This window comes from Microbacterium schleiferi (assembly GCF_038150145.1).
GTDB classification, from domain to species: Bacteria; Actinomycetota; Actinomycetes; order Actinomycetales; family Microbacteriaceae; genus Microbacterium; species Microbacterium schleiferi_B.
On the sequence record NZ_JBBWSA010000002.1, the window covers coordinates 43,540 to 58,506 of the forward strand.

Below are 14,967 nucleotides of genomic sequence, written 5' to 3' on the forward strand. Positions count from 1 at the left end.
CGGGGTGGATCAGCGAGCGGCGAGCGCTCGGCGCAGGGCCGACACGGTAGCCGAGAGCCCATACCCGTGCTTGTCGCGCAGCTGTTCGTCTTCGCCGAACCCGGCGTAAACCTGCGGAATGCCCAGGCGCTCGAAGGCGGTCAAGTGGATGCCGCGGTCGGCCACCACGTCAGCGACGCGCGAGGCGAGTCCGCCATAGGCGAGGTGGTCTTCGAGAACGACGAAGCGACCTCCGGTTTCTTCGGCGCACTGCGCGATCAGGTCAGCGTCGATCGGCTTGAGCGTGAACATGTCGACCACGCGCACCGAGGCGCCCTCACGCTCGAGCTCGTCTGCCGCATCCAGCGCCTGGGCGACAGTCGTCCCGTGCGTGAACAGCGTGACGTCCGTACCTTCGCGCGCAACGATGCCCTTGCCGATGCGGATGTCGTGCTGCCCGGGCTCGTAGAGCACCTTGTCCTTCTTGCCGACGGCAAGACGGATGTAGAGAGGTCCCTGCATCGACATCGACTGGCGAAGGATCTCGCCGACCATCAGCGGATCACCGATCGAGGTGACCGTCATGTTGGTGAGGGCGCACATCAGCGCGAGGTCTTCGACGGCGTAATGGGTCGAACCGCCGTTTCCGACGAGGCCCCCGTGCGTGCCGATGATCTTCACGGGCAGGTTGGGGTAGCACACGTCCGTGCGGATCTGCTCGAGCGCGCGCATGCTCAGGAAGGGAAGCATGCCCGAGACCACGGGGATGTTGCCGTCGTAGGCAAGGCCCGCGGCGATTCCCACACTCGCCTGCTCGGCAAGGCCCACGTCGAGGAACCGCTCGGGGAACTTGTCGCGGAACTCGACGAGCGTCGCCCCGATGTCGGGTGTGATGACCCACAGGTTCTCGTGGGTCTCTCCGAGCTCGGCAAGGGTCGATCCGATGACGGATCGGGCCCCGAGGAACTCACCGAAGGTGAAGGTGACAGGCATCAGACGTTCTCCTTCATGCGGGTTGCTTCCAGAGCGGCAAGTGCGCGCTCGAGGTCTGCGGCGCCGAGCGAGCCGGCGTGCCAGGCGAGGTTGTGCTCCATGAAGTCGACGCCCTTGCCCTTGACGGTCTCGGCGACGATGACGGTCGGCTTGTCGCTGTCGGTGGGAGGGAGGCTGTCGATCGCCTCCACGAGGGCGGCCATGTCGTGTCCATCGACGTGGATCACGTTCCACCCGAAAGCCGCCCACTTGTCGGTGTAGGGCTCGAGCGTGACGCGCTCCTCATCGAAGCTCGTCATGAGCTGGCGGTTGCGGTCGATGACGGCGACGAGGTTGCCGAGCTTGTTCGAGCTCGCGACAAGTGCCGCCTCCCAGACTGAGCCCTCGCCGGTCTCGCCGTCACCCATCAGCGTCACGACCCGATGCGTGGCACCGCGTCCGCGCGCGCCCATCGCCATGCCGACAGCCAGGGGAAGTCCATGACCGAGCGATCCGGTGGATGCCTCGACGCCGGGCAGCTGCACCTTGCACGGATGCATGCCGTAGGCGCTGTCGAGCTGGCCGTAGGTGTCGACGATGCCGTCGTATGAGAAGAACCCCTTGATCGCCATGGCGATGTACATGGCCACTGCCGCGTGCCCCTTGCTGAGCACGAACCGGTCGCGGGTGGGGTTGGCGAGGTTGGTGGGGTCGACATTCAGTCCGTACTCGAACAGCGCGGTGAAGATGTCAGCGGACGAGAGATCACCGCCGATGTGTACCGCTCCCTCGTACGTACCGCACAGGTTCAGGAGCTTCTGTCGAAGCTCGAAAGCCAGATCTTCGAGCTCCTCGACGCTCCGACGCTCCTGCGTCACAGGGGACGTTCGACCCATCACATGCCTCCTCATCGATGACAGGAGAGCGACGGACCGCGGGGGTCATCATCGACTCTCGTTCGGGTTGCCACCGGCTCAGCCGGGGCGACGCAGTGACGCTAACACAAACTCATTTACAAGTAAACAGGAATGCACCTAAACTCGATTCAGCGCTCACTGACACCGAATGCAGCCCTTCGCAGAGGGGCGAAGGGCGGTCGATGAGGTCGCCCCAATCCGAGAAAAGGATCCCGGGGAGTCCAGTGACGCTGCACAATGGACTCGCGCGCCGCCCGGCGCGGGGCGGGTGCTTCGGCATCCGAATCAGGGAAGACAACACACAGAGAGGTGCAGGATGTCTGACACGTTGACGCAGGCCGGTGTACGGACCGGACTGTTCATCGGGGGAACCGAGCGGTTCACCGACGAGACGCTGAAGATCGCGGACCCCGGGAAGCCGGGCGCGGTTGTCGGTGAGGCCGCAGCGGCTTCGCAACAGGATGTCGCGGACGCGGTAGCTGCCGCGAAGGAGGCTTTCCCGGCGTGGGCGGCCCTGGGCGCGAAAGAGCGCGCACGCTTGATGGCCGAGGCGATCGCCGGAATCGCGGATGACCGCGACGAAGACGCAGCGATCCTGTCGCAGGAGAACGGCAAGGTCCGGTTCGAGGCCTGGGTTGATGCGCTCGTGTTCGAGATTCGCTGGAACCTCGCGCTCATGCTCGCTGACGAGGTCGACACCGACCACACGCTGCCCGCGGTTCCTGGTGCGATCCCGGTCGACACGAAGGTGTCATACCAGCCGCTGGGCGTGACCACGATCATCGTGCCGTTCAACTGGCCGATCGCGATCCTCGGCGCAGCTCTCCCCCACGCGCTGCTTGCCGGCAACACCGCGATTGTGAAGCCGCCGCTGACCGCGCCGCTTGCCACCGCGAAGCTCGTGCAGCGCGTCGCCGAAAAGCTCCCGCCCGGGGTGCTGAACATCGTCACCGGCAAGGACGAGAACATGTCGGGCCTGATCCAGAACACCGATATCGCGAAGGTGTGCTTCACCGGTTCCGTTAACGGCGGCAAGCGGATGATGGAAATGGCCTCCAAGACCCTCACCCGCGTCACGCTCGAGCTCGGTGGAAACGACGCCGCGATCTTCCTCGAGGATGCCATCATCGACGACACCCACCTGGACCGCCTGTACGCGGCGATCTACGACACCACCGGGCAGATCTGCATGAACGCCAAGCGCGTCTACGTGCACCGCTCACGCCTCGACGAGGTCGTGAACGGTCTGTCCGACCGCCTCAGCAAGGCTGTCATCGGCTACGGCCTGGACGAGGGAACCACGATGGGCCCCCTGCACTCCTCGGCGCAGAAGGCATTCGTCGAAGAGCTCATCCAGGAGGCGAAGGATGCCGGCGCCGATGTTCGTGAGTTCGGCGAACTCCCCGGCGGTGAGCTCGCGGGCGGCAACTTCATGCGCCCCGCGATTGTGGTCGACCCCGACCCGAGCCTGCGCGTGGTCACGATGGAACAGTTCGGCCCCGTCATCCCCGTCATCCCCTTCGACACCGAAGAGGAAGCCATCCGCCTGGCCAACGACACGTGGGCGGGCCTGTGTGGTTCGGTGTGGACGGGAAGCCCCGATGCTGCGCAGCGCGTCGGCGGCGCTCTCGAGTGCGGGTACGTCTGGGTCAACGACCACGGCGCGACCCGACTCGACCTGCGCGCACCGTTCGGCGGCATGAAGCAGTCCGGCATCGGTCGCGAGCAGGGTATCGAAGGCATCCGCGCTTTCCAGGACACCCGCTCGATCGCAACCATCGACCCCGAAGCCCTCGCGGCGATGGCTCACTGAGAACTACCATCACTCGATCGGGGCCGAGCAGATTCCTCGCTCGGCCCCGATCTTCTACTACCGTCACTTCCAACCCGAACATCATCCGACGCGCGAAGGACCACATGGACCGGCTCGATCCACGCATCCAGTGGGAACCCCTCCAGAACACCGTCGACCCCGATAACTTCACGCCGCGCCTGCTGGCGCTGCTGTCGAACGCGCTCGTGTGGCGCGAATCGAACGAGCTGAGGCGCCGGTTCGGCCTCGGCACCAACGACTGGCGCGTGATCTCGGTCCTAGCGCTCAACCCCGGATTCTCTGCGACAGAGGTCTCCGAGTTCATCGGAGTCAACAAGGCAGTGGTCTCCAAAAGCGTCAACACGCTCGTGGGCCGCGGTCTGATCGTTCTGCTGGACGGCCCGCGGGGATCACGGCCGATGTATCTGACGACCGAGGGCGTCCAGATGCACGACGATATGCTGCCGATCTCGATGAGGGGCCAGGACATCGTTCTCGCCCACCTCTCGCACGAAGAGATCACGAACCTCAACGCGTTGCTGCAGCGCATGCTGGTCGATGCGCGGGAGCTCCAGATCCTCGAGAACGAGACAGCCGCAAACCAAGCGCGCTGATCACACCTTTCGAGAAGGGGATACCTGACCACGTGTCGGTATCCCCTTCTCGTTTCCACCCCTATGGACATTGCCTATGTCCATAGGTAAAATCGCCACATACTGCAATGACGCACTCCTGGCAGCGGAAAGGACCACTCGCCATGGCACACGCCACACCGACGACCGAGTCGGCCAAACGTCTCGTCGAGGGCTACTCCCTCGAGATCACCGGCAAAGAGAAGGACGTCGTCGGTCTCACCGAGGCCGCCTCGCTCATCCCGGCCGGCACGAAGGTCAACGTGACCTTCCTCGGCAACGAAGACCTTCCGATGCGGGTAGCTGCAGCCAAGGCCGTCACCGAGCTCGGGTTCGTCCCCGTCCCCCACATCTCTGCGCGCCGCATCGCCTCCCAGGCACAGCTCGAGGAATTCCTCAGTGCTCTCGCCGAGATCGGCGCCACCGAGCACGTGTTCGCTGTCGGCGGCGACCCCGCAACGCCGGAGGGCCCCTACCCGGACGCCCTGACCATGATCCGTTCGGGGGTCCTGCAGCAGTACGGCGTCAAGGAAGTGTCGATCGCCGGCTACCCCGAGGGGCACCCCGACATTCCGACCGACGTCCTCTGGCAGCACCTCGAAGACAAGTCCGCAGCCCTCAAGGATGCCGGGCTGGATGCCGTCATCCTGACCCAGTTCAGCTTCGACACCGACCCGGTGATGGCGTGGATCAAGGGTGTTCGCGACCGGGGCATCGACACTCAGATCCGCCTCGGCACGCCCGGCCCCGCCGGCATCAAGCGCCTCATCTCGTTCGCATCCCGCTTCGGCGTGGGAGCCAACGCGATGATCGTGAAGAAGTACGGGTTCTCCCTCACGAACCTGATGGGCTCCGCGGGACCCGACAAATTCGTGTCCGACCTCGCCGCTCTGTTCGACGCCGACCCGTCGGTGGGCGCCGTGAAGCTCCACATGTACACGTTCGGCGGCCTCGAGGCCACGGCGACGTGGGCCCGCGACTTCATCGCGAAGTGAGCCGGAAGGACTTGACGCCATGACGGTACACAACGAAGCACTGCGCGATCATGCCTGCCTCATCGTCCACGGGCCCGATCAGCCCGGCCTGGTCGCGGCGGTCACGGGGCTGATCACGCGCCACAAGGCGAACATCGTGAGTCTCGATCAGTACTCCGATAACCCCGAAGGCGGCGCGTTCTTCCAGCGCGTCGTCTTCCATCGGCCAAACCTGACGGCGGCGTTCGAAGAGATCGAGAACGACATCGCCACGACTCTTGAGCCGTACGGGATGACCTGGCGCCTCACTGACCAGTCGGTTCCAAAGCGCATGGCAGTGCTGGCGTCAACCTCGGACCACTGCCTCCTTGACCTACTGTGGCGTCACCGTCGCGGCGAGCTCCCGGTGTCGATTCCGATGGTGATCTCCAACCACACCAACATGGCCGAGGACGTCCGAAGCTTCGGCATCCCGTTCTTTCACGTTCCCTCGCAGGGTCCCGACAAGTCGGCGGCCGAGGCCGAGATCGTCAAGCTCCTCGCGGGCAACGTCGATTTCGTCGTCCTCGCGCGGTACATGCAGATTCTCTCCGAGGATTTCATCGACGACGTCGCCGTGCCGGTCATCAACATTCACCACTCGTTCCTTCCCGCCTTCATCGGTGCAGGGCCGTACCGCAAGGCGAAGGAACGCGGCGTGAAGCTCATCGGCGCGACAAGTCACTACGTGACGAAGGACCTCGACGAGGGCCCCATCATCGAGCAGGACGTCGTGCGGGTCACTCACGCAGACTCGGCCGCCGACCTGCAGCGGCGCGGCGCCGACGTCGAACGCGCGGTGCTCTCTCGCGCGGTGCTCTGGCACGCACAAGACCGCGTCATCCGACACGGCAACCACACCGTCGTCTTCTGACCCCGACCATCACCACCCAAAGAAAGGTTCATCGTGGCACCTCAGAATCTGCAGCAGGTCATCGACGCGGCGGGCTCGCCCGTCGAGTTGCTGCGCAACTCCCAGATCGGCTCGTACATCTACCCCGTCGTGCCGGCCGACTTCACCAACTGGATCAAGGAGCAGAAGGCGTGGCGCGACACTGCCGTGCTCTACGACCAGTCCCACCACATGGACAACGTGTTCCTCAAGGGGTCCGACGCCATCAAGTTGATCTCGGACACCGCGGTCAACTCCGTTGCCAACTTCGCCGTCAACAAGGCCAAGCAGTACGTGCCGACGACAGCTTCGGGGCACGTCATCGGTGACGGCATCCTGTTCCGCGAGGCAGAGGACGAGTACGTCTACGTCGGCCGCGCCCCCGCGTCGAACTGGCTCATGTTCCATGGTGAGACCGGTGGGTACTCGAACCTCGATGTCGAGGTCGACCGTCGCTCGAACTCGCGCCCCTACGGTGACGCCGTCTCGCGCAAGTATTACCGCTTCCAGATCCAGGGCCCGAACGCCTGGGCCGTCATCGAGAAGCTCAACGGCGGACCGCTCGAGAAGCTCGGCTTCTTCAATATGTCGGAGATGAAGATCGGCGGCATGAACGTCCGCACTCTCCGTCACGGCATGGCTGGCGCTCCCGGTCTCGAGATCTGGGGCCCCTACGCCGACCACCACAAGATCCGCGACCTGATCGTCGAGGCCGGCGCCGAGTTCGGACTGCTTCCCGTCGGTTCGCGCGCCTACCCGTCGAACACCCTCGAGTCGGGCTGGATCCCCTCGCCCCTCCCCGCCATCTACACCGGTGCCGAGGAGCAGGCCTACCGCGACTGGCTGCCGGCGAACTCGTACGAGGCCACCGGTACGCTTGCGGGATCGTTTGTTTCCGAGAACATCGAGGACTACTACCTCACGCCCTGGGAGCTCGGCTACGGCTCGTTCGTGAAGTTCGACCACGACTTCATCGGTCGTGACGCACTCGAGAAGATGGACCCTGCCGCCCAGCGCAAGAAGGTCACCCTCGCCTGGAACGCCGAGGACCTCGGCAAGGTGTGGACGTCGCTGCTGAACGTCGACGGCCCGAACTACAAGTTCTTCGACCTGCCGCTCGCGAACTACGGCTCGGCCAACTACGACGCCGTCGTGGATGCCGATGGCACGGTCGTCGGCTACTCGATGTTCACGGGCTACTCGTCCAACGAGCGTCGCGGCCTGTCGCTGGCCACCGTCTCGCCCGACGTCCCCGAAGGCACCGAGCTCAAGGTCATCTGGGGCGAGCCGAACGGTGGCTCGAAGAAGGCATCGGTCGAGCCGCACGAGCAGACCGAGGTCCGCGTCGTCGTGAGCCCCGTCCCCTACTCGACTGTTGCCCGCCAGACCTACCAGGGCGGCTGGCGCACCGGCTACAAGAACGACTGATCACCTCAGAAGCCCGCGAGACTGCATCCTGCCCGCGAGACAGCACACGCAACACGCTGTCTCGCGGCGCGGGGGCAGTCTCGCGGCATATCGGTAGCATCACGGAAGCGGATTCGGCAGGGAAGGAGCACAGCGATGAGCCTTCGCTACGCGTTGTTGGCGCTGCTGCGGGTCGGACCGCTGTCGGGATATGAGCTTGCCAAACAGTTCACGCAGTCCGTGGGTCACGTCTGGCACGCGCCGGACTCGCAGATCTATCCAGAGCTCCGCAAGATGGAAGCCGACGGCCTCATCGAAGCCGAAGAGCAAGCTCGCGGCGAGCGCGGCACGCGGCGCATGTACCACGTCACGGATGCCGGCGACCAGGCGTTCCTCGCGTGGATGGCCTCCCCCCTCGAGTATCAGCGCGTACGCGACCCCGCCCACCTGCGCGCCGCCTATTTGGAGTCGGCGTCACCGGATGCCGCGAGAGAGTTCTTTCGGCGACACATCGAACAGTGGGAAGGCGAGCTCGCCCAGTGGGACGGCGAACTCCGCAAGATCGATCACATCGATCCTCCGAACCCCATGCTCGAACGTCGCCTGAAAGCCTCCCCGGCCGAGGAACACGAGCGCATCGTCGCCTACAAGCACTTCGCCTACGAGGGTCTTGTCGAACGCGCAAAGGCCGAGATCGCGTGGGCCCAGCGCGGCCTTGACCTGGTCGACAAGCTCGACGGCGACACCTGAGCTGAGCCGCACAGGGCGCGAGACTCAGTGCACGGACTCCATCAGGTCGGCGCCGAAGACGCGGAACGCATCCTGAACCCGCAGTCGATCGAGCGGAGTGTCCTCGGTGAACTGCACGATCATCGCGTAGGCGACGCCTGCGCGGGGGCCGGCGAGAACGCCTGCCTCGGCACGGATACCGCGGTCGCGACCGGTCTTGTTCACCAGAAGCAGCTCCCCATCGGAGTCGGCGTGAGCGAGCGGGTCGAGGCCTGTTGCGCCGGCGGCGAGTCCGAGATCGGCGTTGAGCGCGAGCCACCCGATCACCTGCGCACTGACCGTGGCAGATACGGCTCTGCCGTTCATGAGCGCCGAGAACATGGTCGTCAGATCACGGGTCGTCGACAGGGCGAAGTGCGGAGCGTCATCCGGCCCACGATCCTCACGAACGCGGTCGAGCAGCGCGGTCCGTGTGAGTCCGAGCTGCTCGATGCGCTCGCGAACCGGATCGAGCCCGACGAGATCGATGAGTGCGTTCGTCGCCAACGGGTCGGCTGCCGCCGCCGTCAGCACCGCAAGATCCACCGGCTTCAGGTCGACGGCAGCGAGGTGGCGCCATAGTCCAGCCGACGAGCTGTCGGGGAGGGGCGGCCGGGCAACGGAGTCCGCCCCGCCGAGATCGCCAGCCTCCAGGGCTGCAGACACCTGGATCAGCAGAGGAACCACTCCGAGCTGGGCGACAGGCAGCGTGACGAACGCATCTCCCAGCACGAGGTCCTTCCCGCGATCGAGGTCAGTGACGCACACCGAGACACGGCCACCCGTGCTGGCCAGCTCTTCGAGAGCGTGCATTGTCGCAGCAAAGGAACGCGTGCGCCCAGACGCATGACGAGTCCGCCGAGAGTCGGCGCTGTGGCCTGCGCGCGACGTGCTGGGTGGTGTGCCCACCGAGGGATCCTTCCCGTGTTCAGGTGGGGGGATTCTAGGTGATCGACCTCACCAGATTGTGACGCGCTCGGCGGGGTCGAGCCACAGCTGGTCAGCCTCGGTCACCTCGAACGCGTCGTAGAAGGCGTCGACGTTGCGCAGGATCTGATTGCAGCGGAACTCGTTCGGCGAGTGCGGGTCGATCGTGAGCAGGCGGATGGTCTCGGCATCCCGACCCTTCTGCTGCCAGATCTGCCCCCAGCTCAGCAGCAGCCGCTGGATGCCGGTGTATCCGTCGATCACCGGAGCCGGCTCACCGCCGAGCGAGATCTCGTACGCCTTGAGGGCAATTCCCAGGCCCCCGAGGTCTCCGATGTTCTCGCCGATCGTGAGCGCGCCGTTGACGTGATGCTTCTCGTCCAGACCCCGCGGGGTCAGCGCGTCGTACTGCTCGATGAGCGCCTTGGTGCGCTGCTCGAAGGCTTCGCGGTCGGCTTCGGTCCACCAGTCACGGAGCGACCCGTCACCGTCGAATCGGCTTCCCTGGTCATCGAATCCGTGGCCGATCTCATGGCCGATGACCGCGCCGATGCCCCCGTAGTTCGCAGCCGCGTCGCGGCTGGCGTCGAAGAACGGGTACTGCAGGATCGCCGCAGGGAAGACGATCTCGTTCATGAGCGGGTTGTAGTACGCGTTGACGGTCTGCGGCGTCATGAACCACTCGTCGCGGTCGATCGGCTTCCCGACCTTCGCGAGCTGGCGATCGTGCTCAACCCGGTGCGAACGGCGCGCGTTTCCGACCAAGTCGGTGGCGTCGATCTCGAGCGCCGAGTAGTCCTTCCACTTAGCCGGGTAGCCGATCTTCGGGGTGAAGGCGTCGAGCTTTGCGAGCGCGCGTTCGCGGGTCTCGGGGCTCATCCACTCCAGTGAACGGATGCTGCGCCGGTACGCCTCGATGAGGTTCGCAACCAGCTCGTCCATGGCTTCCTTGGCGGCCGGCGGGAAGTGCCGTTCGACGTAGACGCGTCCGACGGCCTCGCCCATCGACCCCTCGACAAGGCTCACGCCGCGCTTCCAGCGTTCCCGGATGGTGGGAACTCCGGTCAGCTGCGTGCCGTAGAAGGCGAAGTTCTCGGCAATGAACTCCTCAGAGAGAAGGGGCGCGGCGCCGCGGATGACGGCGAATCGCAGCCACGCCTTCCAGTCGTCGAGTCGCTCAGGAACCAGAACGGAGCCCAGCGCTTCGATGAAACTCGGCTGGTACACGACGACCTCGTCGAAGGCCGTCTCCTTTCCCGGCGCCAGCGCCGACAACCACGGCGCAAGGTCCAGCCCCGCCAGCTTCAGGAACTGCGTCCAGGTGTGCAGGTTGTAGGTGGCCATCGCGTCGCGGCTGCGCACGTTGTCCCAGTGGTGGGACGCGAGCTCGGTCTCGAGTGCGATGATGCGATCGGCATCCGTCGCGGCACCGGGCACCCCGGCGAGAGTCAGCATCCGTTCAACGTGAGCCCGGAACTCGCGCCGCGTCTCGTCGAAGTTCTCGAGCCGGTAGTAGCTCTCGTCGGGAAGCGACAGCCCGCCCTGCACGATGAACGGGACATAGCGCTGCGGGTTGCCGGGATCGGGCTCGACGTAGAGGCCGAACAGTCCGGAGACGCCGTCGCGCTCAAGTGTGCCGAGGGTCGTCAGCAGCTCCGGAATCGATGAGATCGCATCGACAGCGGCGAGCTGAGCGGCGATCGGCGTCGCGCCAAGCTCGGAGATGCGCTCGGTGTCCATGAAACTCGTGTACAGGTCGCCGATCTTGCGCGTCTCGGTGCCGGGCTCGGCATCCGTGCTCTCCTCGATGATTGCGCGCACATCCTTCTCGGCCTGTTCGGCGATCAGGTGGAACGATCCCCAGCGAGCCTTGTCGTCGGGGATTTCCGTGCGATCCAGCCACGCACCGTTCACATGGCGGAACAGATCGTCTTGCGGGCGGATGTCGGCAGAAAGTTCTTCGAGCGGGAGGCCGCAGGCGAGGGCGTCGGTCATGCCCTCCAGGATAAGCACCTCGGCTATGGACGATCCCTGCGCGGCGGGAACACCGGGCGAACGGCGGGTGGGTGCAGCATCCGTTCGCGCAGGTCCTCGTAGATCGGGCGGGTGCGCAGGGCGGCGGCCACGAGGATCGCGCACACGGATGCCGCGAGCATCGGTGCCAGCACTGTCGCGACAGCCGTCATTTCGACCACGACCGCGATGCCGGTCAGCGGCGCCCGAATCGTTGCGGCGAACATCGCTGTCATGCCGACGAGCACGAACACGACAACTGTCGTGTTCGCCACCTCGGGGAGAATCAGCTTGGCGAGGGATCCACACAGCGCACCCCACAGCGCACCGATCGCGAGGAGCGGAGCGAACAGGCCCCCCGGGGTCCCCGCCGCGTACGAGAGCGGGCCGGCAAGCAACCGGATGACGAGGGTTGCGGCAAGCACGATAGGGACGAGCGACTCGCCGCGAAGCAATCCCTGCGAGATCGGATCGCCGCCGCCGGCACCGAGCGGGTCGAGGAACAGCAGCAGACCCACTGCGCCGCCGATGATCGCCGCCTGGACGACCGGCGGCACGCGGCGAGCTGCCCGCGCCGCCGTGAGGAACCCGAGGATCAGGCGGTTATAGCCCGCGCCGAGGATGCCGGTGAGTAGGCCGAAGACGGCGAAGACGCCGACTTGCGCGAGGTCGGGCGGCGGTACGGGCGCCACCTGGAAGATCGGCGCATTGCCGACGACGATCCACGCTGCGGCAACGGCGACAGCGACACCTGTCAGGGTCGGAAGGACGATGCGGGCCCGAACCGACTGCGCAACCTCTTCGATGACAAAGAGCGATCCACCGAGCGGAGCGTTGAACGCGACGGCCAGGCCCGCGCCCGAGAGGGCGGAGTGCAGGGTGCGCGCATCCGCCGCCGGCCTGCGGCTTCGCCGCGCAGTCTCGGCGCCGAGCACCGCACCGATGTGGACCGTCGGACCTTCGCGACCGAGCACCATGCCCGACCCGATCGAGAGCACGCCGCCGACGAACTTCGCCACGAGTACGCCCAGCGCGCTCGGCGGCTCCTCCCCGCGCTCGACAGCCTCGACGTACTGGATGCCGCTTCCCGCCGCCTGAGGGACCCACTTCACGAGAAGCGCTGCCAGCGTCGCGCCTGCCGCGGTGACGGCGATAGCGATGAGCCAACCCCATCCGGGCTGGTCGTGCGCGAAAGCGAAGACCTCGATGCGCAGGTGCTCGGCTTGTTGGATGCACCAGCGAAAGGCACCGCCGATGAGACCCACGGCGAGCCCCGCGATGACAGCCAGCAGGATGAGAATCGCGATCTGCCGCGCAGCACCGCTACCGGCATCCGGAGATGTCGTCGACGACGTGTTCCCCGTCATCCCACCCCTGCCCGGGCGCCGGCGGCGCCTCTTCCGCACTGCCCATCGTGACATCAGCGCGGTTCGTTTGCCGCAAAACGCGAACGACGGATGCCGCCCACGGCGTGTTGGGGCAAGTGAAGCCCCGTGCTGCCCAGACGTCCGCGCGGCGCGCGTCATCCGGTGGGGCGACGCTGAACCCTAGGCTCGGCTCGTGCCCTCCCCACCCGCCGGCGCTCCGTCGACCCTGAACCGCGACATCCTGCGGCTCGCCGTACCCGCGCTCGGGGCCCTCATCGCGGAGCCGCTGTTCCTGATCGTCGATTCGGCTCTGGTCGGGCACCTAGGCACCGTGCCGCTGGCCGCCCTCGGGATCGCCTCGGCGATCCTGCAGACGATCGTCGGTCTCATGGTCTTCCTCGCGTACTCGACGACACCGGCGGTGGCTCGACGGTTCGGCGCTGGAGATGCGACGTCCGCGGTCTCGGTCGGTATAGACGGTCTCTGGCTTGCGCTGGGACTGGGCGCGATCCTGGCCCTTGCCGGATCCCTCGCGACACCACCCCTCGTCTCGCTCTTCGGCGCCACCGACGAGGTAGCAGCCGACGCGATGACCTACCTCCACATCTCGATGTGGGGCCTGCCGGCGATGCTCATCGTGTTCGCCGCGACGGGGCTGCTGCGCGGGATGCAAGACACCGTCACACCGCTGTGGATCGCCGCCGCGGGCTTCGGCGCCAACGCCGCCCTCAACGCACTGTTCATCTACGGCCTCGGATGGGGGATCGCGGGCTCAGCGGTCGGTACCGTGCTCGCCCAGTGGGGCATGGTCGTCGCCTACGTCGGTGTGATCGGCCGACTGGCCCAGCGGCATTCGGCCCAGGTCCGCCCGTCGGCCCGCGGGGTGCGCGGATCCGCCCGCACCGGTGGCTGGCTGTTCCTGCGCACCGTCTCACTGCGGATCGCCCTGCTCACCACGGTTGCCGTCGCCGCGGGGCTCGGCACCGAGGAGCTCGCGGGTTGGCAGGTCGCGTACACGATCTTCTCCGCGGCGGCCTTCGCCCTCGATGCCCTCGCGATCGCGGCCCAGGCACTCATCGGCAAGTCGCTCGGTGAGCAGGACCACGCCCGAGTGCGGAAGGTGCTGCAGCGCACCACCGCGTGGGGACTGTGGTTCGGCATCCTCGTCGGGGCGGGACTCGCTGCGGCATCCGGGGTCATCGGGATCCTCTTCACCGGCGACCCGCAACTCGCCGCCATCGTGCAACCAGCCCTGCTCGTACTCGCCGTCGCGCAGCCGCTCTGCGGCATCGTCTTCGTCTGGGACGGCGTACTGATCGGCGCCGGCGACGCACGCTATCTCGCGATCGCGGGCGCCCTGAACCTCGTGCCATTCCTTCCCGCCCTCGTCCTCGTCGCGATCTTCCACCCCGGCGGCGCCGCGGGCCTCGCATGGCTTGCCGTCGCCTTCTTCGGCGTCTACATGCTCGCGCGCGCCGCGACGCTCGGCTGGCGCTTGCGGGGTCAGGTCTGGCTCGGCTCTACCCTCGACGTATGAGCCCCGAGAGTCCCTCCGCCCCCTCACTGCAGGTGCGACGCAAGCCGCAGCGGCAGAACACCGATACCGAGGTACTGTTCGGCATCCTCGCCGAGGGGATCGTCGCTCACGTGGGCTTCGTCCGAGACGGCATGCCGATCGTTCTCCCCTACCTCTATGGCGTCGGAGATCTGGGCGGTGGCCCGGTTCTGCTGCTGCACGGGTCGACCGGTGGTGGGCTGTTCTTGGATGCCGCGGGCGAGGGCGTTCCGGTCTCGGTGACTGTCACGCACGTCGACGGGCTCATCTTCGCGGCATCCACCTTCGAAAGCTCGGCGAACTACCGGAGCGCGGTGGTGTTCGGGCGCGCGCGCATCGTTCCCGATGACCTTCGAGAGCGGGCGCTGTGGCAGGTCTCGGATCACCTCATGCCCGGACGCCGCGGCGAGGTTAGGGAGATGACGCGCAAAGAAGTCCGCGCGACGCATGTGCTGCAGGTTCCGCTCGATCAGGCGAGCGTCAAGGTCCGCTTCGACGGTGTCGGCGATACCGCAGATGACGGCGAAGACCACACCGTGTGGGCGGGGGTCGTTCCGCTCGCGGTCCTTCCCGGCACTCCGATCGGGTCGCCGGTGACACAGGCAGCGGGCGCGTCGGATGCTGCATCCGTCGCCGCCTTCACCCAGCGGCTGCACGATCTCGCGGCCGAGCGTGAGGCTCGACTGCGCGAGATCATGCAGCCCTGAGGCTG

The 14,967-nt window shown here is 66.3% G+C and carries 13 protein-coding genes; 8 read left to right on the forward strand and 5 right to left on the reverse strand.

Features of this window, described 5'->3' with window-relative positions:
• Positions 1-9 precede the first annotated feature (9 nt).
• Positions 10-972 (reverse strand): transketolase family protein, encoded by a 963-nt coding sequence (locus AADH62_RS01990; RefSeq protein WP_341578065.1) that lies wholly within the window; start codon positions 970-972, stop codon positions 10-12.
• The gene (locus AADH62_RS01995; RefSeq protein ID WP_341578066.1) at positions 972-1,847 is read right to left on the reverse strand and encodes a transketolase; all 876 of its coding nucleotides are present in this window, start codon (positions 1,845-1,847) and stop codon (positions 972-974) included. The genes AADH62_RS01990 and AADH62_RS01995 overlap by 1 nt, the downstream gene beginning before the upstream one ends.
• A gap of 337 nt (positions 1,848-2,184) precedes the next feature.
• Between AADH62_RS01995 and AADH62_RS02000 the strand changes: the two genes are divergently transcribed.
• From AADH62_RS02000 to AADH62_RS02025, 6 genes are all read left to right on the forward strand, one after another.
• Positions 2,185-3,681 (forward strand): aldehyde dehydrogenase family protein, encoded by a 1,497-nt coding sequence (locus AADH62_RS02000; RefSeq protein WP_341578067.1) that lies wholly within the window; start codon positions 2,185-2,187, stop codon positions 3,679-3,681.
• A gap of 104 nt (positions 3,682-3,785) precedes the next feature.
• Complete coding sequence (locus tag AADH62_RS02005; RefSeq protein ID WP_300590486.1) at positions 3,786-4,295, forward strand: MarR family winged helix-turn-helix transcriptional regulator; 510 nt, start codon at positions 3,786-3,788, stop codon at positions 4,293-4,295.
• A gap of 143 nt (positions 4,296-4,438) precedes the next feature.
• Positions 4,439-5,308, forward strand: a complete 870-nt coding sequence (locus tag AADH62_RS02010) for a methylenetetrahydrofolate reductase (protein ID WP_341578068.1) — start codon at positions 4,439-4,441, stop codon at positions 5,306-5,308.
• A gap of 19 nt (positions 5,309-5,327) precedes the next feature.
• Entirely contained in the window at positions 5,328-6,200 is an 873-nt protein-coding gene (purU, locus tag AADH62_RS02015) for a formyltetrahydrofolate deformylase (protein ID WP_341578069.1), read from the forward strand.
• A gap of 33 nt (positions 6,201-6,233) precedes the next feature.
• Positions 6,234-7,646: a vanillate/3-O-methylgallate O-demethylase gene (ligM, locus tag AADH62_RS02020; protein WP_341578070.1), complete on the forward strand. Its 1,413-nt coding sequence runs from the start codon at positions 6,234-6,236 to the stop codon at positions 7,644-7,646.
• Between the two features lie 135 nt (positions 7,647-7,781).
• Complete coding sequence (locus tag AADH62_RS02025) at positions 7,782-8,375, forward strand: PadR family transcriptional regulator (RefSeq protein ID WP_341578071.1); 594 nt, start codon at positions 7,782-7,784, stop codon at positions 8,373-8,375.
• Positions 8,376-8,399: 24 nt separating this feature from the next.
• Here AADH62_RS02025 and AADH62_RS02030 read toward each other — a convergent pair whose 3' ends face one another.
• From AADH62_RS02030 to AADH62_RS02040, 3 genes are all read right to left on the reverse strand, one after another.
• Positions 8,400-9,206, reverse strand: a complete 807-nt coding sequence (locus AADH62_RS02030; RefSeq protein ID WP_341578072.1) for a serine hydrolase — start codon at positions 9,204-9,206, stop codon at positions 8,400-8,402.
• 144 nt (positions 9,207-9,350) lie between these two features.
• Entirely contained in the window at positions 9,351-11,315 is a 1,965-nt protein-coding gene (locus AADH62_RS02035; protein WP_341578073.1) for a M13 family metallopeptidase, read from the reverse strand.
• 23 nt (positions 11,316-11,338) lie between these two features.
• Positions 11,339-12,700: a ClC family H(+)/Cl(-) exchange transporter gene (locus tag AADH62_RS02040; RefSeq protein WP_341578074.1), complete on the reverse strand. Its 1,362-nt coding sequence runs from the start codon at positions 12,698-12,700 to the stop codon at positions 11,339-11,341.
• 193 nt (positions 12,701-12,893) lie between these two features.
• Here AADH62_RS02040 and AADH62_RS02045 point away from each other — a divergent pair, with 193 nt between their 5' ends.
• Together AADH62_RS02045 and AADH62_RS02050 are read left to right on the forward strand one after the other, a co-directional pair.
• Positions 12,894-14,237, forward strand: coding sequence for an MATE family efflux transporter (locus AADH62_RS02045; protein ID WP_341578075.1), 1,344 nt, complete (start codon positions 12,894-12,896; stop codon positions 14,235-14,237).
• Positions 14,234-14,962: a pyridoxamine 5'-phosphate oxidase family protein gene (locus tag AADH62_RS02050; RefSeq protein ID WP_341578076.1), complete on the forward strand. Its 729-nt coding sequence runs from the start codon at positions 14,234-14,236 to the stop codon at positions 14,960-14,962. Before AADH62_RS02045 ends, AADH62_RS02050 begins: the two co-directional genes overlap by 4 nt.
• The last annotated feature ends 5 nt before the right edge of the window (positions 14,963-14,967 follow it).